Origin of the sequence: Guptibacillus hwajinpoensis (assembly GCF_001039475.1) — a bacterium.
Classification (GTDB): domain Bacteria; phylum Bacillota; class Bacilli; order Bacillales; family Guptibacillaceae; genus Guptibacillus; species Guptibacillus hwajinpoensis.
Map to the genome: position 1 here is coordinate 286,132 of NZ_LELK01000004.1, position 26,852 is coordinate 312,983.

Annotated in this window: 29 protein-coding genes; 25 read left to right on the forward strand and 4 right to left on the reverse strand. The window is 42.7% G+C overall.

Annotation, left to right across the window (positions count from 1 at the left end; genetic code table 11):
- Positions 1 to 28 precede the first annotated feature (28 nt).
- Positions 29 to 430, forward strand: coding sequence for a F0F1 ATP synthase subunit epsilon (locus AB986_RS11885; RefSeq protein ID WP_048311369.1), 402 nt, complete (start codon positions 29 to 31; stop codon positions 428 to 430).
- Positions 431 to 821: 391 nt separating this feature from the next.
- On the opposite strand, the gene AB986_RS11895 is transcribed toward AB986_RS11885, so the two are convergent.
- Together AB986_RS11895 and AB986_RS21170 are read right to left on the reverse strand one after the other, a co-directional pair.
- Positions 822 to 1,370: a DUF1697 domain-containing protein gene (locus AB986_RS11895; RefSeq protein WP_048311371.1), complete on the reverse strand. Its 549-nt coding sequence runs from the start codon at positions 1,368 to 1,370 to the stop codon at positions 822 to 824.
- A gap of 78 nt (positions 1,371 to 1,448) precedes the next feature.
- A complete protein-coding gene (locus AB986_RS21170) occupies positions 1,449 to 1,916 on the reverse strand; it encodes a DUF1722 domain-containing protein (RefSeq protein WP_053216147.1) in 468 nt (155 codons plus the stop codon).
- A 121-nt stretch (positions 1,917 to 2,037) separates the two neighbouring features.
- Here AB986_RS21170 and AB986_RS11905 point away from each other — a divergent pair, with 121 nt between their 5' ends.
- From AB986_RS11905 to spoIID, 15 genes are all read left to right on the forward strand, one after another.
- Positions 2,038 to 2,415, forward strand: a complete 378-nt coding sequence (locus tag AB986_RS11905; RefSeq protein ID WP_048311372.1) for an NADH-quinone oxidoreductase subunit A — start codon at positions 2,038 to 2,040, stop codon at positions 2,413 to 2,415.
- Entirely contained in the window at positions 2,406 to 2,924 is a 519-nt protein-coding gene (locus AB986_RS11910) for a NuoB/complex I 20 kDa subunit family protein (RefSeq protein ID WP_048311373.1), read from the forward strand. Before AB986_RS11905 ends, AB986_RS11910 begins: the two co-directional genes overlap by 10 nt.
- Entirely contained in the window at positions 2,921 to 4,099 is a 1,179-nt protein-coding gene (locus AB986_RS11915) for an NADH-quinone oxidoreductase subunit C (protein WP_053216148.1), read from the forward strand. Before AB986_RS11910 ends, AB986_RS11915 begins: the two co-directional genes overlap by 4 nt.
- A gap of 2 nt (positions 4,100 to 4,101) precedes the next feature.
- The gene (locus tag AB986_RS11920; RefSeq protein WP_048311375.1) at positions 4,102 to 5,202 is read left to right on the forward strand and encodes an NADH-quinone oxidoreductase subunit D; all 1,101 of its coding nucleotides are present in this window, start codon (positions 4,102 to 4,104) and stop codon (positions 5,200 to 5,202) included.
- Positions 5,202 to 6,209, forward strand: coding sequence for an NADH-quinone oxidoreductase subunit NuoH (nuoH, locus tag AB986_RS11925; RefSeq protein ID WP_048311376.1), 1,008 nt, complete (start codon positions 5,202 to 5,204; stop codon positions 6,207 to 6,209). Before AB986_RS11920 ends, nuoH begins: the two co-directional genes overlap by 1 nt.
- A 19-nt stretch (positions 6,210 to 6,228) precedes the next feature.
- On the forward strand, positions 6,229 to 6,648 hold the full coding sequence (gene nuoI, locus AB986_RS11930; RefSeq protein ID WP_048311377.1) for an NADH-quinone oxidoreductase subunit NuoI: 420 nt from the start codon (positions 6,229 to 6,231) through the stop codon (positions 6,646 to 6,648).
- Positions 6,645 to 7,163 (forward strand): NADH-quinone oxidoreductase subunit J, encoded by a 519-nt coding sequence (locus AB986_RS11935; protein WP_048311378.1) that lies wholly within the window; start codon positions 6,645 to 6,647, stop codon positions 7,161 to 7,163. Before nuoI ends, AB986_RS11935 begins: the two co-directional genes overlap by 4 nt.
- Complete coding sequence (gene nuoK / locus AB986_RS11940) at positions 7,160 to 7,474, forward strand: NADH-quinone oxidoreductase subunit NuoK (protein ID WP_048311379.1); 315 nt, start codon at positions 7,160 to 7,162, stop codon at positions 7,472 to 7,474. The genes AB986_RS11935 and nuoK overlap by 4 nt, the downstream gene beginning before the upstream one ends.
- A 16-nt stretch (positions 7,475 to 7,490) precedes the next feature.
- Positions 7,491 to 9,335: an NADH-quinone oxidoreductase subunit L gene (gene nuoL / locus AB986_RS11945; protein WP_048311380.1), complete on the forward strand. Its 1,845-nt coding sequence runs from the start codon at positions 7,491 to 7,493 to the stop codon at positions 9,333 to 9,335.
- The gene (locus AB986_RS11950) at positions 9,335 to 10,834 is read left to right on the forward strand and encodes a complex I subunit 4 family protein (protein ID WP_048311381.1); all 1,500 of its coding nucleotides are present in this window, start codon (positions 9,335 to 9,337) and stop codon (positions 10,832 to 10,834) included. Before nuoL ends, AB986_RS11950 begins: the two co-directional genes overlap by 1 nt.
- 4 nt (positions 10,835 to 10,838) lie before the next feature.
- Positions 10,839 to 12,359 carry an NADH-quinone oxidoreductase subunit NuoN gene (gene nuoN / locus AB986_RS11955; protein ID WP_048311382.1) on the forward strand — a complete coding sequence of 507 codons (1,521 nt, stop codon included), beginning with the start codon at positions 10,839 to 10,841 and terminating at the stop codon, positions 12,357 to 12,359.
- Positions 12,360 to 12,710: 351 nt separating this feature from the next.
- Positions 12,711 to 12,947: a DUF1146 family protein gene (locus AB986_RS11960; RefSeq protein ID WP_394172595.1), complete on the forward strand. Its 237-nt coding sequence runs from the start codon at positions 12,711 to 12,713 to the stop codon at positions 12,945 to 12,947.
- A gap of 154 nt (positions 12,948 to 13,101) precedes the next feature.
- Positions 13,102 to 13,848 (forward strand): YwmB family TATA-box binding protein, encoded by a 747-nt coding sequence (locus AB986_RS21175; RefSeq protein ID WP_053216149.1) that lies wholly within the window; start codon positions 13,102 to 13,104, stop codon positions 13,846 to 13,848.
- A 29-nt stretch (positions 13,849 to 13,877) separates the two neighbouring features.
- The gene (gene murA, locus AB986_RS11970; RefSeq protein WP_048311384.1) at positions 13,878 to 15,203 is read left to right on the forward strand and encodes a UDP-N-acetylglucosamine 1-carboxyvinyltransferase; all 1,326 of its coding nucleotides are present in this window, start codon (positions 13,878 to 13,880) and stop codon (positions 15,201 to 15,203) included.
- A 176-nt stretch (positions 15,204 to 15,379) separates the two neighbouring features.
- Positions 15,380 to 16,390 carry a stage II sporulation protein D gene (gene spoIID, locus AB986_RS11975; protein WP_048311385.1) on the forward strand — a complete coding sequence of 337 codons (1,011 nt, stop codon included), beginning with the start codon at positions 15,380 to 15,382 and terminating at the stop codon, positions 16,388 to 16,390.
- Positions 16,391 to 16,801: 411 nt separating this feature from the next.
- Here the strand turns inward: spoIID and AB986_RS11980 are convergent, their stop codons facing one another.
- The gene (locus tag AB986_RS11980) at positions 16,802 to 18,289 is read right to left on the reverse strand and encodes a glycosyltransferase (protein ID WP_053216150.1); all 1,488 of its coding nucleotides are present in this window, start codon (positions 18,287 to 18,289) and stop codon (positions 16,802 to 16,804) included.
- 944 nt (positions 18,290 to 19,233) lie between these two features.
- On the opposite strand from AB986_RS11980, the gene spoIIQ reads away from it, so the two are divergent.
- The 9 genes from spoIIQ to AB986_RS22375 all read left to right on the forward strand — a co-directional run bounded on the left by spoIIQ (position 19,234) and on the right by AB986_RS22375 (position 26,147).
- A complete protein-coding gene (spoIIQ, locus tag AB986_RS11985) occupies positions 19,234 to 20,139 on the forward strand; it encodes a stage II sporulation protein SpoIIQ (RefSeq protein WP_048311386.1) in 906 nt (301 codons plus the stop codon).
- 329 nt (positions 20,140 to 20,468) lie between these two features.
- Positions 20,469 to 20,645, forward strand: a complete 177-nt coding sequence (locus AB986_RS22370; RefSeq protein WP_161797365.1) for a hypothetical protein — start codon at positions 20,469 to 20,471, stop codon at positions 20,643 to 20,645.
- 161 nt (positions 20,646 to 20,806) lie between these two features.
- Positions 20,807 to 21,106 (forward strand): DUF4212 domain-containing protein, encoded by a 300-nt coding sequence (locus AB986_RS11995; protein ID WP_048311388.1) that lies wholly within the window; start codon positions 20,807 to 20,809, stop codon positions 21,104 to 21,106.
- 12 nt (positions 21,107 to 21,118) lie between these two features.
- Entirely contained in the window at positions 21,119 to 22,780 is a 1,662-nt protein-coding gene (locus AB986_RS12000; RefSeq protein ID WP_048311389.1) for a sodium:solute symporter family protein, read from the forward strand.
- 559 nt (positions 22,781 to 23,339) lie between these two features.
- Positions 23,340 to 23,612, forward strand: a complete 273-nt coding sequence (gene spoIIID / locus AB986_RS12005) for a sporulation transcriptional regulator SpoIIID (RefSeq protein WP_048311390.1) — start codon at positions 23,340 to 23,342, stop codon at positions 23,610 to 23,612.
- Positions 23,613 to 23,751: 139 nt separating this feature from the next.
- A complete protein-coding gene (mreB, locus tag AB986_RS12010) occupies positions 23,752 to 24,753 on the forward strand; it encodes a rod shape-determining protein (protein ID WP_048311391.1) in 1,002 nt (333 codons plus the stop codon).
- Between the two features lie 37 nt (positions 24,754 to 24,790).
- On the forward strand, positions 24,791 to 25,078 hold the full coding sequence (locus AB986_RS12015; protein ID WP_048311392.1) for a DNA-directed RNA polymerase subunit beta: 288 nt from the start codon (positions 24,791 to 24,793) through the stop codon (positions 25,076 to 25,078).
- 18 nt (positions 25,079 to 25,096) lie between these two features.
- Positions 25,097 to 25,519, forward strand: a complete 423-nt coding sequence (fabZ, locus tag AB986_RS12020; protein ID WP_048311393.1) for a 3-hydroxyacyl-ACP dehydratase FabZ — start codon at positions 25,097 to 25,099, stop codon at positions 25,517 to 25,519.
- A gap of 451 nt (positions 25,520 to 25,970) precedes the next feature.
- A complete protein-coding gene (locus AB986_RS22375) occupies positions 25,971 to 26,147 on the forward strand; it encodes a hypothetical protein (RefSeq protein ID WP_161797366.1) in 177 nt (58 codons plus the stop codon).
- A gap of 80 nt (positions 26,148 to 26,227) precedes the next feature.
- Here AB986_RS22375 and AB986_RS12025 read toward each other — a convergent pair whose 3' ends face one another.
- Positions 26,228 to 26,560 carry a helix-turn-helix domain-containing protein gene (locus AB986_RS12025; RefSeq protein WP_048311394.1) on the reverse strand — a complete coding sequence of 111 codons (333 nt, stop codon included), beginning with the start codon at positions 26,558 to 26,560 and terminating at the stop codon, positions 26,228 to 26,230.
- Positions 26,561 to 26,852: the final 292 nt, after the last annotated feature.

Consider the following 26,852-nt stretch of genomic DNA (forward strand, 5'->3'; position numbering starts at 1 on the left):
ATTACGATCACACCCAGGGAGGGGTACGATGAATACATTGAAAGTCAGTGTAGTCACCCCTGACGGCCCGGTATACGAAGGGGAAGCTGAATTAGTCAGCGTAAAAGCAAAGAGCGGTGAGCTCGGTATTTTACCAGGACACATTCCGCTTGTTGCCCCTCTTACAATCAATGCGGTTCGTTTCAAAAATGGAGCGGATACACTATTACTGGCCGTTAGCGGTGGGTTTGTTGAAGTAAGACCAAAGCAGGTGACAATCCTTGCTGAGTCTGCTGAATTACCTTCTGATATTGACGTGGAACGCGCACGTGCAGCGAAGGAAAGAGCGGAACAACGCTTGAATCAAGCGAAGCAGGACAATGTTGATTTCAGACGCGCTGAGCTAGCGCTTAAGCGTGCAATCAACCGCCTGGATTTGACAGGTAAATAAAAAGCATCAGAGGTGCAAACCTCTGATGCTTTTTTTATGTCTCATTTCTAAAGAAGGATTTTGATAAGGCTTTTTCGGAGAGATTGTCGTTATTAATTGGTTGATTTCCGCTCCAGGATGCTCGCTTTCCGCGGGGCGGGCGGTGAGCCTCCTCGGCGCGCTTGGGCGCGCCTGCGGGGTCTCACCTGTCCCGCTAATCCCGCAGGAGTCGAGCATCCTTCCGCTCCAATCAGCTATGTGTAACCTCTCATACGAAAAACCTATTATAAAAGAGCATATATAAAGAAGCTCACTGTTCACACTGTGGAAAGAGAGCATCTCAGAGTGGAAATCAACTGCTACTCTTATCGCAACAATGTGTATAAAGCTTATTTTGATTTGTTAATGTGCATCATGTCACCATATCAAGTAACTTATTAATTGTTTTCCAATTGCGAATCGTTGCTTTGGGATCGAGCTTATTAAGTTTAGGGATTACCTTGGCATTCCGAATGCTGTCATAGAAAAGAAGATATACGTCCCTGCCATGGACATGAAATTCCTCTTTCTCAAAGGTACAAGACGATAAAGTTGTATTGGCTTCTTGGGAAGGATATTCAGATAAAAGCGCCACATATAAACTTTCCCCCGTAGAAGATGCTTCTGCTTTAGAAAGCTGTTCTTTACTGAAAGGACAGCTTTCTCTTATATTCTCTACCTCCTTAGCTGTTCTCAAGACAACTGGAACGGTTAAATCAAATGTTGCTTTTATTTGTTTTTCAATTCTATCGCATAAGCTATCTTTTGGTTGATCTGAATCGAACAAGAGATTTCCACTCTGAATATACGTCTTTACATTGTTTAGATTCATTTCTTCAAGCATAGTTCTCAAATCAGCCATTTTGATTTTATTTCTGCCACCAACGTTGATTCCTCGTAAAAACCCAATGTAATTCGTCAACGAGCCACCCCTCACTTTTTCGATCTTACCAAATCTAATTCGCTGAGGTTCCTGAAGTTCCTTTTTGAATGTAGTGGTTTAGAGATAATCGACTTCTGTAATAACCTTTAATTGTTTTCGATCATAGACTTCATTCCATTTCTCCTTAGGATGAAGAAAATGACTCTTCTTTAAATAATCAGAGTAATAGGTAGCGAGTAGCTCCGATAAATATGAGCGAATGTTCTCGATATCTTGATCTGTAAGAATTTCAGTATCATCTAGTGCGTTTCGTTTCATAATAAACAATTCTTTTTCTTCACTTGTAGCGAACTTTTTAAAATAACCCCACATATGCTCTAGTGTTGTCCGCATACCTTTTCTAGTGTAAGGAAGTTTTAGCGTGTCCTTCAATAAGGTGTAAACGCCTAGAAGCTGTTCGTTCGATTCGGCATTCTTTAATGCAGTACTAACGTTTTTGTAATGCTCGTACCCTTTTGCCATAACGGTATATTTGTTTCGCGCCCAAAGTTTTTCGGTTAATGTTCGGATTCGTTTAGTAGACATAAGACCACCTCTGCTCGAAATTTTAAAAAAACTTCCCAAGAAAAGCAAGAATAAGGTAAGAGATGTTGAATTAGTATACAAGACTAGCATATTTAGCAGCACGATGAGAGGAGAGACCTGCATGGGTGAATCGCTTAACGTGTACCAGAATAGTTACCTCTTTGTTATTATGTTTCTTATCCTTGCCCTTCTACTTCCAGCTATCGCTCTAACTGCTGGGAGATTCCTACGCCCATCAAAGCCATCCGCAGAAAAACAAACAACCTATGAAAGCGGCATTGAGCCGTTCCACCAAAGCTGGATTCAGTATAATGTCCGATATTATTTATTCGGATTGTTATTTGTCATTTTCGATGTCGAAACCGTTTTCTTATACCCGTGGGCAGTTGCCTATCAGAAACTCGGTTTCTTTGCATTTATTGAAATGATGCTCTTCATCATCATGCTCTTTATTGGCTTACTATACGCATGGAAGAAGAAGGTGTTGAAATGGATCTGAATTTAGAAAACATTACACCAGAAGAATACGAAGAAATGAAGCAAAATGTCTTTCTAGCAACGCTCGAGAATGTAAAAGCCTGGGCGAGAAGTAACTCACTCTGGCCACTTACTTTTGGGCTTGCTTGTTGTGCCATAGAAATGATGGGATCTGGTGCATCGCATTATGATTTGGACCGCTTCGGAACATTCTTCCGAACATCTCCAAGGCAGTCTGACGTCATGATTGTATCGGGAACCGTTACGAAGAAGATGGCTCCAGTCCTAAAGCGTCTCTACGATCAAATGCCTGAACCGAAGTGGGTCATTGCAATGGGATCCTGCGCAACAGCTGGAGGCCCTTATATCAATTCATATGCCGTTGTAAAAGGGGTCGATCAAATTGTGCCGGTCGATGTCTATATTCCAGGTTGTCCACCGAATCCCGCTGCCCTTATCTACGGAATAAATAAGCTACAGGAGAAAATTCGATACGAAGCACGAACTGGAAAGCGGGTGACCAATCGATGACCGATGGGAAGACACCTGAAGAGCTAGCTGAAGAAAAACGAAAAGCCGTTGAGGATGCAAAGAGAAAAGCAGCAGAGCTTAGAAAAGAGCGAGAAAAACGGAATGCTACAGAGGCAAACCCAGAAGAAGATCTAGACCTCGCCAAAAAGAAAGCCGTAGCAGCAGCGAAGGCGAAAGCGGCAGCACTTCGAAAGAAAAAAGAGCTTGAATCTAGTACGGCAACCGAATCACCGGAAGAAAGCGAAGAATCATCTGGAGAAGAAGAAGATCTAGACCTCGCCAAAAAGAAAGCCGTAGCAGCAGCGAAGGCGAAAGCGGCAGCGCTTCGAAAGAAAAAAGAGCTTGAGTCTAGCACAGCAACCGAATCACCGGAGGAAAGCGAAGCCCCTTTTGGAGAAAAGGATGTCGACCTCGCCAAAAAGAAAGCTGTTGCCGCAGCAAAAGCCAAAGCAGCTGCTCTCAAGAAAAAGAAAGAATCAGGGGAGACTGGGGTCTATGATGATAAAGCGAAAGCGGCTGCAGCCGCTAAGGCAAAGGCCGCTGCATTAACGAAGAAAGCAGAAAAAGAGAGTGGCGACGATGACAAGGCGAAAGCAATCGCAATTGCCAAGGCAAAAGCTAAAGCAAAAGCTGCCGCGGCGGCTAAGGCGAAGGGAGCAAAGCCTAAAGAACCTGTTGTTGAGGAAGAGAAGCCGTCACATAATCAGCCAGTATTAGATGGTTATGTACAGATCATTCGAGAGAACCTCGGTGAAGACCTATTAGAAGATGCGTACATCAATAGACTCGCAAAACATGTCCCAACTCTTGTTGCTAGGAAAGAGACGTATTTTAAGCTCGCTCAGTTTCTCAAATACAACGAGCTTCTTGCTTTTGATTATTTGTCTGAAACGCATGGAACGGATTTTGAAACGCATATGGAGATTTACAATCATTTTTATTCGTATCAGAACAATCAAAGTGTTGCTTTGAAAGTGAAGCTAGACCGGAATGAACCTGTCATTGATTCGCTAACTTCGCTTTGGGAGGGGGCAAACTGGCCTGAACGAGAAGGCTATGATTTGCTGGGTATTAGGTTTAAGGGACATCCAAACTTAACGAGAATCATGATGCCAGATGATTGGGTTGGTCATCCGCTCAGAAAAGACTATGAACCGTATGATGTGGAGGTGTAGCGATGATTCGTACTGAGGAAATGCTATTGAATGTTGGACCGCAGCACCCCAGTACACACGGCGTGTTTCGCATTGTCCTGAAAATAGACGGTGAGATTATTAAGGAAGCAACGCCTGTCATAGGTTACCTTCACAGAGGGACGGAGAAGATTGCGGAGAATCTTCAATACACGCAAATCATTCCTTATACAGACCGGATGGATTACCTTGCAGCTATGACGAACAACTACATCCTCTGTCATGCGGTGGAGACAATGATGGCGATGGAAATTCCGGAGCGAGCTGATTATCTACGTGTGATTGTTATGGAGCTTGGGAGAATTGCGAGTCACCTTGTCTGGTTTGGAACGTACTTGCTTGATATTGGTGCGATGAGTCCGTTTCTTTACGCGTTTCGTGAGCGCGAGGCGATTATCAATCTATTAACGGAAATTTCGGGTGGTAGATTGACGTTTAACTATATGCGCGTTGGTGGGGTGAAGTGGGATGCTCCTGACGGATGGATTGATAAAGTGCGAGAGTTTGTACCTTATATGAGAGAGCAGCTTGCTGGGTACCACGACCTTGTGACAGGTAATGAAATTTTCATGGCGAGGATCAAAGGGGTAGGAGCGTACTCGAAAGAAGATGCGCTGTCTTATTCCTTAAGCGGTGCGAATCTTCGATGTACAGGTGTGAAGTGGGACCTTAGGAAGAACGAACCGTATTCCATTTACGATCGATTTAACTTCGACGTCCCTGTATTCCACGAAGGTGATGCATTGGCACGCTATAACTGTCGTATGGCAGAAATTGAAGAAGCATTAAAGATTGTTGAGCAAGCCGTTGAGCAGTTTCCTGAAGAAGGGCCATTCATGGCGAAAGTGCCGAGAATCATTAAGCCACCAGCTGGTGAAACGTATGTGAGAATTGAATCGCCGCGTGGAGAAATTGGCTGCTACATTGCATCGAAAGGAAAGAAAGAGCCTTACCGCTTAAAGTTCCGCCGACCGTCTTTTTATAATCTGCAAATCCTTCCAAAGCTTCTTGAAGGGGAAAACATCTCGAACTTAATTGCCATTCTAGGAGGCATTGATATCGTGCTCGGAGAGGTGGATGGCTGATGATCCAAAACATGCTTGAATCCACACCTAGTTACTTACAAACCGGCGGATTTTTCCTTGTTGGTGTAGCGATGTTGATGGTTGTGCTTGGATTTGTAACCTACGCCATTCTTGCGGAGCGGAAAGTACTCGGATTTATGCAACTGCGGCATGGACCGAACCGAGTTGGAGGCAGATTTGGGTTACTGCAAACCGTTGCAGACATTCTTAAACTACTTTTAAAGGAAGATACGATTCCGCGCGATGCGGATCGACCGTTATTTATTATCGCGCCAGTTATTGCTTTTGCACCAGCATTTCTCGTCATTGCGGTGCTACCACTAACAGAGCGAATTTCGTTTGCGAACATTGGAGTTGGCTTGCTTTACTATATTGCGATATCTGGTATTACTACGATCGGAATTCTTGCAGGTGGATGGGCATCAAACAATAAGTACGCACTTCTTGGAAGTATGCGATCAGCAGCACAAATGATTTCTTATGAAATACCGCTCGTCATGAGCGTGATTGGCATCGTCCTCCTTACAGGTTCCCTTAATTTAAACGACATTATAGCAGAGCAACAATCTGTTGCGTTTCTATTTAAACAGCCGCTTGCTTTCTTTATTTTCCTCATTGCGTCGGTAGCAGAATTGAACCGAACGCCATTCGATTTACCTGAAGCTGAATCGGAGCTTGTAGCTGGCTATCATGTGGAGTACTCAGGATTTCGATGGGCATTCTTTATGCTTGCTGAGTACGTATACCTCTTTGCAATGGCATCGCTTACAACAATTCTCTTTCTTGGTGGATGGCAGGCGATTCCTTATTTAACGTTTATTCCAGGTGCGGTTTGGTTTGGGCTTAAGTTCATTTCCGTCGTGTTTGTCATGATTTGGATTCGAGCAACGTTTCCACGTCTGCGAGCGGATCAGCTTATGTCGTTTGGATGGAAAGTTCTGCTACCACTTGCGCTATTGAATATTTTTCTCACGACCATTGTCATCGAATTATTTCGTTCATTCTAGATAAGGGAGGAAGCACAACATGCGTGGACTTGCGAAAGGCTTAGCTTACACCCTCAAAAACATGACCAAAGAAAAAGTGACATATAACTATCCAGATCAACCACTCGAAATGCCTGATCGATTTAGAGGCATTCAGAAATTCTATCCTGAGAAATGCATTGTTTGTAATCAGTGTGTAGCCATTTGCCCGACCGACTGCATCAGTCTCACTGGTAAGGCTCACCCTGATCCGAATAAAAAAGGAAAAATCATTGAAACGTACGATATCAATTTCGAGATTTGTATTTTGTGCGACCTTTGTACAGAGGTGTGTCCGACTGAAGCGATTATCATGACAAACAATTTTGAGCTCGCTGAATTTAGCCGTGATGAACTGTTTAAGAATCTAGAATGGCTAGACGAAAATGATACAAACCTCAGAAAGGAAAATAAAGTATGACTGGTGAGCTGCTAGTCTTCATTGTGCTTTTTCTTATAACAATAACCGGTGGACTGCTGATGCTTAACCTCACTAAAGTGATTCATATGATGATGGCGCTTGTTCTAACATTTCTAGGTATCGCAGGTTTTTACATTATGTTGTCTGCAGAATTTGTAGCGGTTGTTCAAATCTTAATTTATTCCGGTGCAATCACCATCATCATGTTGTTTGGGATCATGCTCACAAAACATACAGAAGCAGAGCCAAAGACAGGGTGGGCAAAGAAGGGGGTTGTGTTCACTGGTATCGTCCTTTTCTTTCTTATTATGTTTAAAGGCATCCGAACGATCTCGCTTGGCCCACAGGCAGATGATCTTCATGTGAATAACACTGAACAAATCGGCATCATGCTTTATACAGATTATGTGATTCCGTTTGAGTTAGTTTCTGTGGTGCTCCTTGTCGCCCTCGTTGGAGCAGTTGTTCTTGCTAAGAAAGACGAGAAGGATGAGAAGGAAGGTGAGCAATCATGAGTTCCGTCCCGCTTTCTGCTTATCTTGTAACAGCACTGCTGCTGTTTTGTATGGGACTTTATGGCGCTTTAACAAAGCGTAATGCAGTCATTGTTCTAATCTCCATTGAATTAATGCTAAATGCTGTGAACCTGAACCTTGTTGCGTTTGCTAAATACGGTGTTGGGGCTTCCATTCGTGGACAGGTGTTCTCGCTTTTTACGATTACAGTTGCTGCAGCTGAAGCAGCCGTTGGTCTTGCTATTCTAATTGCTCTCTATCGAAACAGGGCAACCGTTAACGTTGATGAAATGAACACACTTAAAAAGTAGCGAAGGGGGCATAAAAGTGGACTACGTTTTTCTTATACCGATATTGCCACTTCTATCGTTTCTCATCATTCTGTTCACCAAGCCCATTTACAAAAAAGCGGGACTTGTCGGCACCACCCTCACTGGAGCTGCATTCCTTTGTTCGCTTGTTGTCTTGTTTAGTCATTTTGCTCAAGGCAATTATTTAGTTGAGGCGAATTGGTTCTCAATTGATACGGTCATGATTTCGGTTGGTCTTGAAGTAAATCCGCTTAATGCTCTTATGCTCGTGATCGTCACGCTTGTCAGTTTTCTCGTACATATGTATTCGATGGGCTATATGGCGAATGATGAGCGGTATGCAACATTTTTCAGCTATCTAGGACTTTTTACTTTCTCGATGACTGGACTTGTTCTTTCGCCAAATCTTCTACAGCTGTATATGTTTTGGGAATTAGTAGGCGTTTGTTCTTTCCTTCTAGTTGGTTTTTATTTCTATAAACCTGAAGCGAGAGCAGCTGCCAAAAAGGCATTTATTATGACCCGAATTGGAGATGTTGGACTGCTTGTTGCGATTTTTCTCTTGTTCTGGCAAACCGGTAGCTTTGAATTAGACGTGATTTTTCAAGCGGCACAAGCAGGGGATATCGCTCCATCACTCTTAACACTTATCGCTATTCTGATTTTTGTTGGTGCTGTTGGGAAATCAGGGCAGTTTCCACTTCATACCTGGCTTCCTGATGCGATGGAAGGTCCTACACCTGTATCTGCTCTCATCCATGCAGCGACGATGGTTGCGGCAGGCGTATACCTCGTCGCCGTCACTTATCCGCTTTTCTCAGCTTCTGAAGTTGCGATGACAACAGTCGCTGTAACAGGAGGTTTTACAGCGATCTTTGCAGCGACAATTGCCCTTGCAGAGACCGATATGAAACGGATTCTCGCATACTCAACGATCAGCCAGCTTGGGTACATGATGCTAGCACTTGGCGCTGCAGGATACACGGCGGGAGTCTTTCATCTCACAACGCACGCGTTCTTCAAAGCACTGCTTTTCCTTGCAGCGGGTAGTGTCATTCACGCTGTTCATGAGCAGAACATCTTTAAAATGGGCGGACTGAGTAAGAAATTACCAAAAACTGCTGCCTTATTTTTAATTGGCAGTCTATCCATATCTGGTTTTCCACTACTAGCTGGTTTTTTTAGCAAAGACGAAATTCTTGCCACAACTTACGGAGATGGTCGATACGTTTTGTTTGTAATCGGTCTTCTTACCGCTTTTCTAACGGCGCTCTATATGTTCCGTCTCTATTTCCTTGTTTTTTTAGGAAACCGTTCGACTGAAGCGCGTGAAGCACCGAGCGTGATGCTCATTCCTATGATGGTTCTAGGAGTACTTGCTGTTGTTGGAGGCTACATTCAAACGAATTGGTTTGGAACCTTCCTTGGTGACTGGCTTGAAACGACGCCATATACAATTGCATTCGTTCATCCTGAAGCACCATTCTGGATCCCATTAGTAGCGAGTCTTCTTGCAATTGGAGGCATAGCCGTCGCATGGTTGGTGTATGGTAGGAAAACTTCTATTGAGGAATCCAATGAGCGAAATGGGCTTCACACTCTTCTTTACCGTAAGTATTACGTGGATGAACTGTATCAAGGTCTTTTTGTAAGAGGTAGCCGAGTGGTTGCTTACTTTTGGATGTATGTGGATCGGTTCATTATTGAAGGAGGAGCGGCTGCCGTAACTTACGCAGTTAAACGATTTGGGCAAGCTGGAGTTAAGCTTCAGTCCGGTCAAGTGCAGACATATAGTACGGTTGCCTTCTCGGGTCTAGTCGTTGTGCTTCTTTTAATTGCCGTATTAGGGGGGTACTTCTAATGAATGAATCTTTTCTATTAACGATCCTCATTCTCTCCCCATTATTAGGGATTGTACTACTAAGTGTGATGCCCGGTAATCACCGTTTTATTAATTACATGGGCGTGCTTGGAACGGTTCTACCGCTTGTTCTCACATTGATTGTCTTTTCCTTGTTTGATCGGACGGTCTCAGGTGTGCAGTTCGTCGAGTACCGCCAATGGTTCGAACTCATGACATCCATTAGTCCAAATGAGCCATACACCGTTGCGTATGATCTTGGGGTGACAGGACTTTCTGTCTTGTTTCTTATGCTAGCTTCACTAATCACCTTTCTAGCATCCCTGACAGCGCTTCGGTTAAAAGAAAGCGCAAAAGGCTTCTACATTCTGTTCTTACTTCTTGAGCTTGGATTGCTCGGTGTTTTTGTTAGCGAAAATTTATTTCTCTTCTTCTTGTTTTTCGAAATAACGCTTGTATCGATGTTTCTACTCGTTGGAAAGTGGGGCGGGTTTAATCGAGAAAAAGCTGCCTTTTCTTTCATGATCTACAATGGTATCGGATCCATTCTCCTTCTCATTGTGATCATTGTTCTCTTTGTTGAAATGAAAACAACCAACATCACAGAATTAACAATGCTTCTAAAAGAAACCGATTCGCTTGAGTTTCTTTCAGGTGACACAAGGACATGGCTATTCGTTCTATTACTCATCGCATTCGGTATTAAGCTTCCAATCGTTCCTTTTCACACATGGATGGTGCGGGTTCATGTGGAAGCACCCATTGCAGTGGTTATGATCCATGCAGGCGTTTTATTAAAAATAGGGGCTTATGGGTTACTTCGATTTGGAGTAGGGTTCTTCCCCCAGCAGTTGAAGGATATGGCCGTTGTTCTAGCGATCCTTGGAGTTATCAATCTCCTGTATGGTGCTTTCATTGCGCTTGTTCAAACCGAGCTAAGATCCGTGCTTGCCTACTCATCGATTTCACATATGGGCATTGTGCTGTTAGGCGTTGCTTCCTTTAACACGGCTGGGCTACAGGGAGCAGTATTCCAGACCATTTCACACGGCTTGATTGCGGCGCTTCTCTTCTTGCTTGTCGGCGTGATCGTGGATCGCTTTCATACTACAAAGCTTGAAGAGCTTGGTGGAGTGGCGAGTCAGGCTCCGTTATTTGCAGGATTCCTTCTCGCTGCTGGGTTAGCTTCTCTTGGACTCCCTGGCATGAGTGGTTTTATTAGTGAATTCCTAGCCTTTCTCGGTCTGTTTGAATCCATGCCTGTTATCGGCAGTGTCGGGATTCTTGGACTTATATTAACGGCAGTTTATATGCTTCGAGCGGTTCTTGCGGTCACATTTGGTGAGAGACGCCCGCTCTTTGATGGTATAAGAGACTTAACGGCTGTAGAAATCGTTCCATCGGCCATTCTACTCAGTATCATCATCTGGATAGGAGTATATCCTGCCGTGCTATCCAACACACTTCAACTAGCGCGCACAATTGGGATAGGGGGTTAGCGGTATGGATATGGAAACGTTGCTACAATATGAATGGAACAGCATGTGGCCAGAGTTTACAATACTCCTAACAGCTGTCGCGCTTTCTCTTATTGATCTTTTCATGAATAAAAAGAAAGACCGATCGCTACTCATATGGCTTGCTCTTGCAGGAATTGCAGTAGCGATCGTATGTCTTGTCCTTCAATTTGATGATGGCGTAGTTTCAATCTTAAATGAGACCTATCGTCTAGATTCCTTTGCAAAAGCATTTAAATTTCTGATGCTAATTGGAACCGGATTTGTGCTTCTTCTAGGTGTGCCTGACGAGTCTACAAGCGTTCGGGGCGAATACATTTATCTCATTCTAACCGCTCTACTAGGTGGAATGATGATGGCCTCAAGCGCCGATTTAATTACCCTATTTGTAGGGTTAGAGTTATTAAGCCTTTCATCATATGTTCTCGTTGGCATTAGGAAAACGAACCCGCTTGCGAACGAAGCAGCATTCAAATATGTTGTTAATGGCGGAATTGCTACCGCAATAACTTTGTTCGGCATGAGTTATCTTTACGGGCTAACAGGGGAAACGAACATTTATGAAATTCAAGGACTAATGGGCAGTGACGTTGTAACAGACAACCGCTTTCTAGCCGTTTTTGCCTTTCTCATGATTGTCGTTGGTCTTGCTTTCAAAATAACGGCAGCACCTTTTCATATGTGGGCACCAGATGTCTATCAAGGAGCTGAAACGCCTGTTACCGCATTTCTAAGCGTAGTTTCCAAAATTGCAGGGTTTGCGATCATGCTTCGCCTGTTAATGGTTCCATTTGTTTTTGCACCTGGAACGGGGGAGATCATCACTCCTGATGGTATTAGTTACGAAACACTGCTTGTCTCCGTTCGACCGTATCTCGTTCTTCTTGCGATTGTAACGATTCTTGTTGGAAACGTCATTGCACTTAGGCAGCTTAATGCGAAAAGACTTTTCGCTTACTCTAGCATCGCACATGCAGGTTACCTTCTTGTGCCGTTAGCGGCATTATCTGAACTTGTCTTCGAAGCTGTTTGGTTTTATCTTACTGCCTATTTATTAATGAACATCGGAGCCTTCGCTGTTATTCACGTTATGTCAGCTGAAGAAGAAGTGACAGTCGCTTCATTTGCTGGGCTTTTCAAACGCGCGCCTTATCTTACAATTGCAATGAGCATTTACCTTCTATCCCTTGCAGGAATACCGCTCACAGCAGGTTTCATAGGAAAATTTGAAATCTTTATGAGCGCGCTTGGCACGGAACCGAAGCGCTATCTCTTAGTCACGGCAATGCTTGCAGGAACCGTGCTCTCGTACGTTTATTATTTTGGACTCTTTGTGCAAATGTATTTCAGACCTTCCAAACGTCAGACACCTGTTACGATCTCGAACGGTGTAACGGCAGTACTTGCCATTACAGCAGCCGGAACCGTTTTACTTGGGGTTTTCCCTTCAATTGCGTTAACCTTTATCCATGATCATTTTCAATTTCTAGAAATCTTTAATCCTTAGAACAGCAGGATTCCTGCTGTTTTTCTTTTGGTTTCTTCCTTAAAGATTGTTGTTGTATTGAAAGAAGTTATTTTATAGAACCCATATATCAAAGTTGATTGGAGCGGAAGGTGCTCGACTCCTGCGGGACGAGCGGGACAGGTGAGCACCTGAAGCGCAAATCAACCACTACTTTTATCGTTAAAAGGTTTTTTAGCCATATTATGTCTGAAATAACTTATTTTACACACAAAAAAGTGAGATATAGGGGTAAAGTCGGGTATCTATCGTGAGGAAAATCTTTTATAATAGGCTATTAGATGGAAAAAAAGTATGTTTGTCGAATGGTGCTCTTGCAGATGGGAGGTAGATATGATGACAGAAGCATTGGCGCAACAATCGATCTTTTCGATTGTCATAAACCTGGTTTTCTTAATGATAACTTGGTGGGCGTTGCAAACATTTCGGTTCGATCTTTTTGTTAAAAAACCGAATAGTCCACAGGCCAAAGTCCTTATGATCCTACTGACCCTTAGCATTGGTTCCCTCGCAAGCAACTTCTTCCTTGATTACTACAACTGGTCCATCCGTTTGCAGTATTTCTTCTAAACGCTGTTTCGTTACTGAAAGTACACACACTCATATATACACTACAGAAGCTTCGTACGGAAATTGTCGTTATCTGACTACAACTTCCATGTATGTACTCCCTCCCCATGGTCACACTTAAAGATAAGAAGACCTGAACGGGGAGAGGGTTAAGATGAAGCTTCTAATCGGAGTACTATCTATTTTGCTTTTGGGAAGTTTTTCAAATGGTACATCCGTCTCATTTGAAGACGAAACGGAAGTAAAAGTTGCCGAAATGGCGAATGTATTATTGACCCAAGATTACTCAATTGACAGGTGGTCACTTTACACAAGAGAAAAAGTAAGTTTTACACCGCAACCTTTAGGGAACACAGGTATTATGTCAGAGCTCAACAAAAGAGCACCAGGATTCACTTGGGGTTCGCTTGAAAAGCATGATGAAAATGTCAAAGTAACTGGGACAAGAATGGATTCAGAAGCGGGATCAACTGAAACACTAACACTCGTTTCGTATCCAGAAAACAATCGCAATAGCTATTATCTTATTTATCACATGGAAAAGTTTGGTTTTTCTCAGGAGGAATGGCGAACAACGTACGAACGATTTAAGTCACAAAAGTCACAACTAGTCACTGAAGAAGCCCCTGTATTCACTTGTTTTGAAGGGGCAAAGAATGATACAATGAACATTGTTTTGTACAAAGAAGCAGACAAGCTGTTAGAAGCTTTTTCCGCTTCAAAAGTAGAAGAAGTCAATGAAGAGACGTTTGTATCTCTTTCCGCATACCATAAAGAGTGGAAAGAAGATCTTGTAACAAACAACAAGAGAATGAACTTACAAATAGCACTACGCAATACAGGAATAGGCGGCGGAATAACCGCTACAATTGGCACACCAATAATTACGACTGAATATTAATATACAAATAGGACGCGGAGGGGAATACGTTGGAAAAAATCATCGTCCGAGGTGGCAGGAAATTGGCTGGCTCTGTTAAAGTTGAAGGAGCAAAGAATGCAGTCTTGCCCGTCATCACAGCATCGATTTTAGCAGGTGAAGGCACGAGCACGTTAAAAGATGTGCCTGCTCTATCAGATGTACACACGATTAGCGAAGTACTGAGTTACTTGAACGTAGACACGAAAATAGATGGTAATACAATTAAAGTAGATGCAACAAAGCCATTGGAAACAGAAGCACCATTTGAAGCTGTACGTAAAATGAGGGCTTCGTTCCTAGTGATGGGACCACTTTTGGCCCGCGTGGGTCATGCTCGTATTGCACTTCCTGGTGGTTGTGCGATTGGTTCAAGACCAATCGATCAGCACCTTAAAGGATTTGAAGCAATGGGTGCAGACGTAACAATTGGGAACGGATTTATTGAAGCTTCTATTAAAGGAAGACTTCAAGGTGCAAAGATCTATCTTGATTTCCCAAGTGTAGGAGCAACAGAGAATATTATGATGGCTGCTGTCCTTGCAGAAGGTACAACAGTAATGGAAAACGTCGCTCAAGAACCTGAGATCGTTTGCCTTGCTAACTACTTAAATGCAATGGGAGCAAAAGTGCGTGGCGCTGGAACGGGTACAATCCGTATCGAAGGCGTTGAGAAGCTTGTTGGAGCTGAGCATGCTGTCATTCCAGACCGAATTGAAGCAGGTACATTTATGGTAGCTGCAGCAATTACAGGCGGAAATGTCTTTATCGAAAACGCAGTTTCTGAACACCTTCGTCCACTTATTGCGAAGATGGAAGAAATGGGCGTGGAGATTACAGAAGAAGGTGAAGGCCTTCGTATTGTAGGACCAGAGACGCTTAAGCCAGTTGATTTGAAAACTATGCCACACCCTGGGTTCCCGACGGATATGCAATCTCAGATGATGGCACTGTTGCTTCAAGCGAAAGGTACAAGTGTAATTACAGAAACTGTATTTGAAAATCGCTTCATGCACGTGGAAGAATTCCGCCGCATGAACGGTAACATTAAGATTGAAGGCCGCGCAGCAATCATTGAAGGACCTTCTACACTACAAGGTGCAGAAGTTTCCGCAACAGATTTACGCGCAGGTGCTGCCCTGATTCTTGCTGGACTTGTCGCAGACGGCTATACTCGTGTCGATGAACTGAAGCACCTTGATCGTGGTTATGTGAACTTCTCAGAGAAGCTTGCTAGCCTTGGTGCAGACGTAGAACGCGTTACAGTTGACGAGAACCAAAAGCCTGCAACAGAAACTTCTGAGCAAGAAGTGAACATGAAACCTAAATTTGCATAGTATATGAGAAGAAACCGTAGCGATTGCTACGGTTTTTTTGTATGCATTTGAAAGCATTGGCCGATTTCGATTCAATTAGCTAGTTCTGGTAATCACTCCCTTTGCATGCTCTGTTTCAGTTCTAATTGGTTGTCCAACTCCATACGATGGTAGGGGTAAACAATCTAGAAGGAGGCATGCGAATGAAACCGATTCTTGCAACACTTGTTCTATTTGCCGCAATCCTAATCCTTCTTCCATCACTTCTCGTTTTACCCTACGGTACAACCTACACAGAGCCGGCACCTGCTAGCGTAGCGAATAAGGTGAAGAAGAAAGAAACGAAAGAAGAAGCCGTGTCGGTGGCCGTTTATCGTTCAGAGAAATCGAAAACGATGGATATTCCGATCGAAGAGTATGTAACAGGCGTCGTGGCAGCTGAAATGCCTTCAGAGTTCAACATTGAGGCATTGAAAGCCCAAGCGCTAACAGCCCGGACGTTTGTTGTTGCAAAAATGACAAATCCACCTGGAGATCTCCCTTCTGAAGCCGTTGTAACAGATACGATTATGGACCAGGTGTATAAAGATAAAGATCAGCTGGAGAAGGCATGGGGCAAAGATTACGAGAAGAAATACGCCAAGATTGAAGAAGCTGTAAATGCAACGGCAGGACAAATTCTTACGTATGATGGGAATCCAATCTACGCGTCTTTCTTCTCAACAAGTAACGGATATACGGAAAACTCAGAGGACTACTGGGAAAACGCAGCACCTTATTTACGGAGTGTTGAAAGTCCATGGGATGTAGACTCTCCGAAATACGAAGACAAAGCGTCCTTTACAGTTCAAGAATTTGAAAAGAAGTTAGGCGTAACCCTTCCAAGCGACGGTACTATTGGAACCATTAAAAACTTAACTGAAGGGAAACGAGTCGCAGAAGCCTCGGTTAACGGCAAAACGTTCTCCGGTAGAGAAATAAGAGACTTATTAGAACTACGCTCATCTGACTTTACGTGGCAACGAAGTGGCGATAGCATAACTGTAACAACCAAAGGATACGGACACGGAGTGGGGATGAGTCAGTATGGTGCAAATGGAATGGCGGAAGAAGGCAAACCGTACTCAGACATTGTGAAATATTACTATAAAGACGTCGCAATTAGCGAAATGGGACGATATGTTAGCAATTTAACTGCACAAAAATAAAGCAAAAGGCCGCGGATTCGCGGCCTTTTGCTTGTGTTTTTTTAATTAAGGTTGTTTTACTAAAGGATCTTTTCTAAAGGATCTTTTCGTAGACCTTGATTCTATTAGTGTGGTGAATTTCCGCTCCAGGATGCTCGCTTTCCGCGGGGCGGGACACTTGAGCCTCCTCGTCGCTAACGCTCCTGCGGGGTCTCACCTGTCCCGCTAGTCCCGCAGGAGTCGAGCATCCTTCCGCTCCAATTAGCGAAGTGTGGTAATTTATAAAAAAAACTAGTTCAAAACCAACAATCTTTTAGGAAGTCTCTTTTCGCAGACATTGTAGCTATAAGAGTGGGTGAATTTCCGCTCCTACCCGCCGCTTCAATTAGCGAAGTGTGGTTTTTACACAAAGATTGTTATTATTGTAGAGCCTTAATTAAAGAAAGGGATTTTAAAGCGTTTTTTCTCGTCTTTTAAGAGAGTAGACCAGTTCGAGATAAAGGCATCTTCTCGGAATTCCTGATCAACATCGACGTTCTTGAAATCAGCATTTTTCATTTGGATCATTGCTTCGGAAAGCGCCTCAAGATTATTTCTTTCTACGAGTAAACCATTCTTGCCGTGGGTGATTAAATCGTTTGGACCGTACTTCGTGTCATAAGCAACGACTGGACAACCGTTGTTTAAGCTTTCCATAATAACAAGGCCAAATCCTTCATACTGACTTGTTAAGAAAGAAGCTTTAGCAGAGGCGAAGACGCCTTCTGGATCGTCTGTTAATCCTTTCATAAAGACGTTATCCTCCAGGTTATATTCAGTAATTAGTTCAGTTAACTTGTTCTTATCGGGTCCATCACCGTAGATTTCCACCGTGTAGTCACCTAGCTCTTCTTTTGCTAGTTGATACGCTTCAATAATGTGATCCGCTTGCTTAACATCAGTTAGGCGACCGATAAAGACAAATTTATTTTCTTTCTTCACATTTGTGTCCGAGTTCGGTGGAGCAATGGAGTGCGGAATAATAGAGATTTTCTCATTGTTAAAGATCAGGTGACTAAGATCCTTCTTTTGTTCATGAGTTAACGCTACGATATGGTCAACGTCTTCAACATGATCAATGATGTACTGATACGATGATTTGATATCATTACGGTCATCACTCGCTAGATGAGAGTTATGAAGAATGGCGATTTTGGTCAGGTTGTTACCTTCCATTTCACACATCGGTTTATCAAGAAGGCGAGCATCATTAATAATCGTAGAATTGTCTTCAATCATCAATTCAAAACAATAGCGGAAGAAATCTTTTTCCGTCTTGAATTCTACGATGCCATTGTCAGTGAAAAGGTGCATGCGAATTAAATTGTTTTCACTTGTTCCGTCGAACGTACGATTTACATAGGCATTGCCGTAATCATCATATAGAATCTCTTCAAGCTTGTTTGTTGTACCCTGTTTGTAATTGATTTTGCGATGGCAAACCCCAAGGCTATTAAATTCTTTACGACAAGCTCGTTTTCGATTGTAAGGATCCATAAAATCTACAAATTGTAATGAACCGTCTTCTTTATCGTACTTTTTATATAGGACGTATTCGCCATTTTCAAAGAAACGATAAGCAGTGTTCTTCTTAATTTCCCGATAAGCAAGCCCCTCTTCCTCAACAGGCTGATCCACTGTTTTACCAGAATACGAGCGTCCTGATAGATAATCATAGATGTTAATCAGTTGTACAGAGCGTGGGATTTTATCTTGCGTATAGTATTGTTCATAAATATCCCCGTAATAAGGGTTATAGTTCGTTGTAATGATCGTATAGTCCATGTTAGCTTGTTCTACTAATTTCTTTGTGCGATCGAGAAGGGACTTAGTTCTTCCACCATATTGTTCAGGCAGTGTCGACGTAATAACGTAATTCATTTTTAGTTAATCCCCTTTAGTTAGTCAATTCGAATTCTTAACGATAGAATTCTGTGTTGTTTTTGCACTTGAGGATTATATACCCTAATGCTTAAGTAATCATTCTTTCAAATATATTACAATAAGTAAACAAAAGACACTTACATAATAAGTAAATTGGAAATTGAGGAAACCATTGTGGTAAATGGGATATTGATGCTTTTTTATTGGTAGACCCAGTTTCTATTTATCAGTGAGTGAATTTCCGCTCCAGGATGCTCGCTTTCCGCGGGGCGGGCAGTAGCCTCCTCGTCGCTAACGCTCCTGTGGGGTCTCACCTGTCCCGCTAGTCCCGCAGGAGTCGAGCATCCTTCCGCTTCAATTAGAAAAGAACCTTTCTTTAACACTACTGCAATAAGAGTGGGTGAATTTCCGCTCCAGGATGCTCGCTTTCCGCGGGGCGGGCGGTGAGCCTCCTCGTCGCTAACGCTCCTGCGGGGTCTCACCTGTCCCGCTAATCCCGCAGGAGTCGAGCATCCTTCCGCTTCAATTAGCGGAGTGTGGTTTTCAAACCAAATTCTTTCAAAAGCAAAGATTAATTAGAAAAGAACCTTTCTTTAACACTATTGCAATAAGAGTGGAGTGAATTTCCGCTCCAGGATGCTCGCTTTCCGCGGGCGGGACACTTGAGCCTTCTTGTGGCTGACGCCCTTGTGGGATCTCACCTGTACCGCTCGTCCCGTAGGAGTCGAGCATCTTTCCACACGAATTAGCGAAGTATGGTTCTATATACAAAAATCCTTTCAATAGCAACAAACTTTTAGAAAACAGCCATAGCCTTTTTGATGAGAAAATCATTCAATGTATAAAATAAATCCCTTTGTCGAAAAATAAATAGATATTTTTTTGGTTAAATGTATATAAATCTCGCAATCTGACCACAATGTTGCTGAGGTGATGAACAAATGGGAGATGAAAAACAACGATCTCATCCTATTGAAAAAAGCGCTTCTAAATGGCAGAAGCTAGCAAGAAAACGCTGGATCTATCCGGCAGTCTATCTTGGTTTTGCAGCATTAGTTCTTGCAGCAGTTCTCTGGATGCAAGGCGGACAAGAAAATGCAGGGCCACGTGATTTAAGTGGTGTTAATGAAGAAAGAAGTGCCTTTGACACGAATGACGAGTCTGTTCCAGTCCTTGGTGATTCAGAAGTCTTTAAAGTACCTGCAGCCGAAGATAGTGGAGTATTTGTGCAGAAACAATTCTACGATACAGCAGCAAGCACTGAAGAACAACAAGCAGCTCTTGTTTTCTATAATAATACCTACTACCAGAATGCAGGAATCGATTATGCGAAAGAAGATGGATCAAGTTTTGATGTCAAAGCTGCAATGACTGGTAAAGTCGTTAAAGCGACAGAAGATCAGTTACTTGGTAATGTCGTTCATCTAGAACATGCAGATGGTGTTGTGACTGTCTATGAATCTCTTGATGCCCTTGAAGTGGCAGAAGGCGATAAAGTAGAACAGGGAGACAAGCTTGGTAAAGCGGGAACTAGTACGTTTAATACTGACGCTGGCGTTCACGTACACTTTGAAGTTCGTAAAGATGGAACTGCAGTAAATCCACTTGATGTGTTCAATCAGCCTGCTTCAGCCATTGAAGGAAAGCAAAACACAGAAGCTGGGGATGCTGTTTCTAACCCATCAGCCTCAGAAGGTACCGAGCAAAAAGGTACTGAATCCGAAATGGATGCTGAGAAGAAAGCCGAAGATGATGCAAAAGGTGCAGACGAGGGTAAATCCAACGAGCAAAACAACAATGAGCAAAAATCGGACCAACAAAAATCAGATACAAAGGATTCACAATAAGAAAGAACCTCCGAGAAATCGGAGGTTTTTTTGTGGTTTTCGAGTTTAATTAACGTATAAATGCAAGGGGAAATAAGAACGTATTTAATGACAACATTCGAGCTTTCCCGGGAAATAGCATGATAGTTCCCGTCGGAATCGACAATATTATAGAATCTTATTCAAAGGAATCTACGAGAGTAAATCGAAATGGGATGCTTTTACTAGGTCAATTGTCGAGGTTAAATATACAAATACTGGGATAATAGTCGCATTGACTTCGAGTTCTGATAGAAACATAATTAGAAATGTATTTCGGAAAATTCAGAATAATTAAAGGGGGAGGTTATTTGTTACTAGCATTAGTGATAGCGGCAGTTGTAAGTCTAGTGATCACACTCAAGAAAAAGAAGAAGAAGTATTTGTTACTACCAATTGGAATGATGGGCGCCTACTTTATAGTAGAAATCGCCAGGGTGCCACTTGGATTTGTCGAAACTGTGGAGCTTATTTTTAACTTAAAATAAATGGGTTCTTAGTTAGAGTTTTCTTTGAAAAAGATATTTTTAAACAACCACATTTGGCTGATTGGAGCGGAAAGCGAGCACCTGGAGCGCAAATCAACTACTACTTCCTATAGCGAAAGTGACTTCGGAAATAACTAGTTAATAAGAAGAGAGGTTAAGAAATGAAAAAGATTGATAAGAAAATAGCAGATGCTTACTTCCATGCAAGAGTTCGTTTAATAGCCGTTCTTTTAGTCATCTGGTTCATTGTTTCATTTGGGATGGTTCTGTTTGCGGAAACGCTAGCTCAATACACATTTAACGGATTTCCACTTCATTATTTCATGGGCGCACAGGGTTCAATTATTGTGTTTATCCTACTACTATTTGTTAACGCTTACATATCGGATCGAATCGATGAGAAATACAATTTAGTAGAGAGAAAAAGTAAACCGGCGAAGGGACAGTCTTTCCAATCATAAGGGGGATAAAGAATGGATAGCCAATTTCTAGTATCGCTTACACTTATCGTTGCATCATTTGGTCTTTATATTGGCATAGCCGTATACAATCGGGCACGTCAAACTTCGGAGTTTTTTGTTGCGGGTCGTGGTGTACCAGCGATTTATAACGGAATGGCGATTGGCGCCGACTGGATGAGTGCAGCTTCATTCATTGGTCTTGCAGGAACGGTTATGGTTCTCGGTTATGATGGACTTGCCTATATCATGGGGTGGACAGGAGGTTATTTGTTATTAACCTTCTTACTTGCACCGCAGCTTCGTAAATATGGCCGCTATACGGTTCCAGAATTCATCGGAGATCGTTTTCAAAGTAAAACAGCACTCGTCATTGCTGCAATTGCAACGATATTGATTAGTTTCACCTATTCAATCGGTCAGTTAGCAGGATCGGGTGTTGTTATTGGTCGCTTATTTGAAGTCGATGCCAAAATTGGTGTTATGATCGGAGTCGTGATTATTGCGATCTATGCGACGTTTGGTGGAATGAAAGGGATTACCTGGACACAGGTTGCTCAGTACGTCATCCTCATTCTCGCATACTTAATACCTGTCATCTTCATGTCTCTGCAAATTACGAATAATCCTATACCATGGCTAAGCTACGGAAATGTTGTTTCTGAGCTTGGAGCGTTAGATCGGGAACTAGGTATCTCTGAATACTTTGCACCGTTCGATACGGCTTCGAAATGGCAGTTCATGGCACTTATGTTTAGTTTAATGGCAGGAACAGCAGGTCTCCCACACGTAATTGTGCGCTTTTATACAGTTTCTACTATGAAAGCGGCAAGGTGGAGCGGAGCGTGGGCTTTGCTATTTATTGGCCTTCTTTACTTATCAGCTCCTGCTTACGCTGCTTTTTCACGATTCATTTTGATGAAGCAGGTGGCAGGGAGCCCGATTGATTCTTTACCTGCTTGGACCGAAAAGTGGGTTAATACAGGTCTTCTAAAAATGGCTGATACGAGCGGTGATGGCATTCTTCAGTGGAAAGAAATTGCGATTAGTAACGATATCGTTGTAATGGCAACTCCAGAGATTGCAAACCTTGGTATTTTCGTAATCGGTCTTGTTGCCGCAGGAGCAATGGCTGCCGCTTTATCAACTGCAGGTGGTCTATTAATTGCCATATCTTCTTCTTTCTCACACGATATTTATTACCGGATCATTAATCCAAGTGCTACAGAGAGAAAAAGAATGTCAGTTGCACGTTGGTCCATCTTAATTGCAACAGTTGTAGCTGGAATTGTTGCGCTGAACCCACCAGGAGTTATTACCCAAATCGTCGCCTGGGCATTTGCGCTCGCCTCAGGGACGTTCTTCCCAGCTCTTATTCTAGGAGTCTGGTGGAAACGAGCAAACGCCCCAGGGGTTATAGCAGGAATGATCGTAGGATTGCTCGTTACCTTAACGTATATTTTCCTCGCGAAATTCGGAGGCTTCACAATTCTTGGCATCATCGATACAGGTGCAGGTGTATTTGGTGCAGGCTCTGCATTCTTAACAAATGTCATCGTCTCACTCAGTACAAAGCCACCGTCTCAGAAGCTACAAGATGAAGTCATGGACCTCCGCTACCCAGAGCAGCTCTCCTATAAAGATGGAGAGGTTTGGAAAGATGATAAAGTGATCTAAAGGCTCTTTTCTAAACGAATTTGAAAAGGGTTTGTATTAAACAGCCAGACTAAGCGGATTGGAGCGGAAGGATGCTCGACTCCTGCGGGACTAGCGGGACAGGTGAGACCCCACAGGAGCGTTAGCGACGAGGAGGCTCACCNCCGCCCGCCCCGAGCGAGCATCCTGGAGCGGAAATCCGTTACTCTATCGCGAAAATGTCTATAATATAGCACATCTAAAAACAGGCAAGAACCTCTGATTTTTAATAATAACAGAGGTTCTTTTTTGTGTTTAGAAACATACAACATAAGCAATATTAGCGATTTGAAAGAAAATTTAAATAAAAACCCTTGTCCCTCTTGACTTTTTGGTATATAACCACCTTTGCCTTAATAAAATGTTACAAAACTTAGTAAATGAGGGGCAGAGGTGAGAAGTTGTGGTAACGCTTCGAAGTATTCTTGCATGCAATACTCCTGACATCATGTAGGTCACCTGATGACTAGAGCTTCGTAGCATGATCACTTTATCAGTCTCATTTCGCATCTCTCACATCCAATTTAGGGAGGCGAGTGGTGTGCACGATTACATCAAAGAGCGAACCATCAAGATTGGAAATTACATCGTGGAGACTAAGAAAACGGTGAGGGTGATCGCCAAAGAATTTGGAGTGTCCAAAAGTACCGTTCACAAGGATTTAACGGAACGGCTTCCCGAAATTAATCCGGACCTCGCCAATGAGGTGAAGGGGATTCTAGAGTATCATAAATCGATACGCCATCTCCGCGGCGGCGAAGCGACGAGAATAAAATATAGAAAGGATACCGAGAAAGAAGAAGCAGTCAAATAGCATGCCTTAAAACGACAATTTTTTCTAAATCATTTCTTTCTTGTGATACTTTTGTGGTACAATATACTAATGGATACGTAGTTTATACATACTAGGACTGGAACAATAGATGAGTTATAGTACACAGGGAGGATACGTCATGTTTTCACGTGATATAGGGATCGATTTAGGTACAGCGAATGTACTGATTTATGTGAAGGGCAGAGGCATAGTTCTTGATGAACCTTCAGTAGTTGCGATTGACACTGGTACTGGAAGAGCGCTTGCTGTTGGTGAAGAAGCAAGACAGATGGTCGGCCGGACTCCTGGAAACATCGTTGCAACACGTCCATTGAAAGATGGCGTCATTGCAGATTTTGATATTACAGAAGTAATGCTGAGACATTTCTTGAACAAAATTAATGTGAAAAGTTTTCTATCGAAGCCGCGTATTCTCATTTGCACGCCAACCAATATTACATCGGTTGAGAAAAAGGCAATTAAAGAAGCGGCGGAAAAAAGCGGTGGAAAGCAGATCTTTCTTGAGGAAGAACCAAAAGTAGCAGCCATTGGCGCAGGTATGGATATTTTTCAGCCAAGCGGTAATATGGTAGTGGACATTGGCGGTGGAACGACGGATATCGCAGTTCTTTCAATGGGCGATATTGTCACCGCCTCTTCCATTAAAATGGCAGGGGACAAGTTCGATTACGAAATCCTGGACTACATCAAGAAAACATATAAGCTTTTAATCGGAGAACGTACAGCAGAGCAAATTAAAATCAATGTTGCAACGGTATTTCCAGGCGGCCGGAACGAAGAGCTTGATATTCGCGGACGTGACATGGTTTCAGGACTTCCGCGCACAATTACAGTAAAATCTGATGAAATTCAGCAGGCGCTTCAAGAGCCAATCTCCCACATGGTAATGGCGGCGAAGAGCGTACTTGAACGAACTCCTCCTGAACTTTCAGCAGATATCATTGACCGCGGTGTTATTATGACAGGCGGAGGCGCATTGCTTCACGGAATCGATCAGCTCTTTGCTGAAGAACTAATGGTTCCTGTTCTAGTAGCTGAAGAACCAATGAGCTGCGTTGCAAAAGGGACAGGCCTTATGCTTGAACATATCGACAAGATCGCTAAAAAGAAACTAATCTAATTTCGTAACGGAAACTATTCGTAAGGGTGTAATCATAATGGCGAACAACCATGAAAAGGTGAACCAGACCTCAGAGCGTAAGGACATTGCGACAGAAGAGGCCAAACAAACGAATAAGAATACAGAAGAGAAACAGCGTATGCCAAGAATTCGGTTAATCCCGATCTGGCTGCGCCTTCTTCTCGTGGTCCTATTACTCCTAGTCTCGCTTGTAGCAGGAGCCATGCTAGGTTATGGCGTTATTGGAGATGGAAGTCCAGGTGATGTCTTCAAGAAAGACACATGGGTGAAAATCACTGATATCGTTGAGAAAGAAAAGGAATGATTGAAAGGAGAATGAGCTATGTTAGATAGTCAGGAAATTAAATCCATTATCCCGCATCGATACCCTTTCTTACTTGTAGATCGTATTCTTGAAGTTGAGGAAGAAGTAAGAGCTGTCGGTATAAAGAACGTTACAGCAAATGAAGAATTTTTCAACGGCCATTTCCCGGACTACCCGGTAATGCCAGGCGTCCTAATTGTAGAAGCGCTAGCTCAAGTAGGCGCAGTAGCCATGTTGAAAAAAGAAGAAAATCAAGGTAAGCTCGCTTTCTTTACGGGCATCGACAAATGCCGTTTTAAAAGACAAGTCAAACCTGGTGATCAGCTTCGTCTTGAAGTCGAAATCATCCGAATCAAAGGACCAATCGGCAAAGGCAAAGCAACCGCAACAGTAGACGGCGAAGTAGCCGCTGAAGCAGAAATCATGTTTGCACTAAAATAATATATATTAAATCCCTAACGATTTGCGTTGAAAAATGCTGATCATGTTTGGGGTTTTTTTATATTATTTTATTTAAAAGCTCTTTTCTAAAAGTGTTAGTTTTTGAAAAGGGGTTTGGATAAAAGAACAACACTTCGCAGATTGGAGCGGAAGGTGCTCGACTCCTGCGGGACTAGCGGGACAGGTGAGACCCCGCAGGCGCAATGTTCTTATGCGCCGAGGAGGCTCACCGCCCGCCCCGCGGAAAGCGAGCACCTGGAGCGCAAATCAACCACCACACTTAAGCCATTGGATTATGTTCTTCAAGCGATTTGTTAATCGTTTATTAGTAATGTAAAACGCTTATAGAGACTATGTAAATTTTAACAAATTCCCTTTTCTCCTTGTTATGATGATCTTAACCGCAACTTAGCGGAAAAAACTTACTTGAGTTCAAGGAGGAATTTTGGAAATGAATCAGAAGAAATTCATGCTCAAAATTGCAACTTCGTTCGTAGCTGTCATGTTAATCACTGCTTGTAGCAGCAATGAAGGGAACAACACAGAAAACGGAAACAACTCAATGAACAATGGTAGTAACACCGAAGAACCTGCTACAAACGAAAATTCCACGAACTCAGCTGAATAAGAACCTTCACTCCTGCCCGCCTGGGCAGGAGTTTCTACTTACTAACTAAAAATGAAGCAGGGCATCAATATCCGTCTGCTTCACTCATCTTTGTTACTTTTCAACTGCCATTTTTTAAACTCTAAATAATCAGCGAAATCCTCTTTCGTTATGCCGGAGCGCATGGCTTCTTCAATTAATTCCTTCCATTCTGTATCGAGAACAGGCTCTCCCATCTCTTCTTCAAGAATAAAAACCTCCATAGGTACTTTAAGCTCAGCAGCTATCTTCTCAAGGAAATGGATGGAGGGATTCGCTTGTTGATTACGCTCAATTGAGCTAAGGTATGATTTTGCGACTCCAGCTCGCTTCGCTAATTCCGTCAACGATAATCCCATCCGATTTCGATATAGTTTAATTTTTTCACCGATCATCCCTTTACCTCTTTTAAATTGTATTTGGTGGTTTTATTTTATCAAGAACATATCGTTCTGTAAACAGAACGATTGTCATGGTTTTAAAAGTTTATCTTATACAGTAATAAATGAAAGTGTAAGGAAAGCTGAGAATCTAAAAGGATATACTTGATAACTAGGATAAAACGAACCAAAACAATGAATTTTCAGTCTTTTTAATCTTCCAAAATAATACTATATTAGATGTACATTCTAAATAAAGAACAAAACGTTCTTTATTAATGTCGGTTATTGGAGAATCGTATGAGGG

Bases quoted from the DNA above. Each gene is read 5' to 3' on its own strand.
- AB986_RS11910 (WP_048311373.1), top strand. From the start codon at position 2,406: ATGGATCTGAATTTAGAAAACATTACACCAGAAGAATACGAAGAAATG.
- AB986_RS11915 (WP_053216148.1), top strand. From the start codon at position 2,921: ATGACCGATGGGAAGACACCTGAAGAGCTAGCTGAAGAAAAACGAAAA.
- nuoN (WP_048311382.1), top strand. From the start codon at position 10,839: ATGGATATGGAAACGTTGCTACAATATGAATGGAACAGCATGTGGCCA.
- AB986_RS11980 (WP_053216150.1), bottom strand. From the start codon at position 18,289: ATGAATTACGTTATTACGTCGACACTGCCTGAACAATATGGTGGAAGA.
- nuoI (WP_048311377.1), top strand. From the start codon at position 6,229: ATGCGTGGACTTGCGAAAGGCTTAGCTTACACCCTCAAAAACATGACC.
- spoIID (WP_048311385.1), top strand. From the start codon at position 15,380: ATGCGAATGAAACCGATTCTTGCAACACTTGTTCTATTTGCCGCAATC.
- AB986_RS11950 (WP_048311381.1), top strand. From the start codon at position 9,335: ATGAATGAATCTTTTCTATTAACGATCCTCATTCTCTCCCCATTATTA.
- AB986_RS11920 (WP_048311375.1), top strand. From the start codon at position 4,102: ATGATTCGTACTGAGGAAATGCTATTGAATGTTGGACCGCAGCACCCC.
- spoIIQ (WP_048311386.1), top strand. From the start codon at position 19,234: ATGGGAGATGAAAAACAACGATCTCATCCTATTGAAAAAAGCGCTTCT.
- AB986_RS12025 (WP_048311394.1), bottom strand. From the start codon at position 26,560: ATGATCGGTGAAAAAATTAAACTATATCGAAATCGGATGGGATTATCG.
- AB986_RS12000 (WP_048311389.1), top strand. From the start codon at position 21,119: ATGGATAGCCAATTTCTAGTATCGCTTACACTTATCGTTGCATCATTT.
- AB986_RS21175 (WP_053216149.1), top strand. From the start codon at position 13,102: ATGAAGCTTCTAATCGGAGTACTATCTATTTTGCTTTTGGGAAGTTTT.
- nuoH (WP_048311376.1), top strand. From the start codon at position 5,202: ATGATCCAAAACATGCTTGAATCCACACCTAGTTACTTACAAACCGGC.
- AB986_RS11885 (WP_048311369.1), top strand. From the start codon at position 29: ATGAATACATTGAAAGTCAGTGTAGTCACCCCTGACGGCCCGGTATAC.
- fabZ (WP_048311393.1), top strand. From the start codon at position 25,097: ATGTTAGATAGTCAGGAAATTAAATCCATTATCCCGCATCGATACCCT.
- mreB (WP_048311391.1), top strand. From the start codon at position 23,752: ATGTTTTCACGTGATATAGGGATCGATTTAGGTACAGCGAATGTACTG.
- AB986_RS21170 (WP_053216147.1), bottom strand. From the start codon at position 1,916: ATGTCTACTAAACGAATCCGAACATTAACCGAAAAACTTTGGGCGCGA.
- AB986_RS11905 (WP_048311372.1), top strand. From the start codon at position 2,038: ATGGGTGAATCGCTTAACGTGTACCAGAATAGTTACCTCTTTGTTATT.
- AB986_RS11935 (WP_048311378.1), top strand. From the start codon at position 6,645: ATGACTGGTGAGCTGCTAGTCTTCATTGTGCTTTTTCTTATAACAATA.
- AB986_RS22375 (WP_161797366.1), top strand. From the start codon at position 25,971: ATGAATCAGAAGAAATTCATGCTCAAAATTGCAACTTCGTTCGTAGCT.
- nuoK (WP_048311379.1), top strand. From the start codon at position 7,160: ATGAGTTCCGTCCCGCTTTCTGCTTATCTTGTAACAGCACTGCTGCTG.
- AB986_RS12015 (WP_048311392.1), top strand. From the start codon at position 24,791: ATGGCGAACAACCATGAAAAGGTGAACCAGACCTCAGAGCGTAAGGAC.
- AB986_RS11960 (WP_394172595.1), top strand. From the start codon at position 12,711: ATGATGACAGAAGCATTGGCGCAACAATCGATCTTTTCGATTGTCATA.
- AB986_RS11995 (WP_048311388.1), top strand. From the start codon at position 20,807: ATGAAAAAGATTGATAAGAAAATAGCAGATGCTTACTTCCATGCAAGA.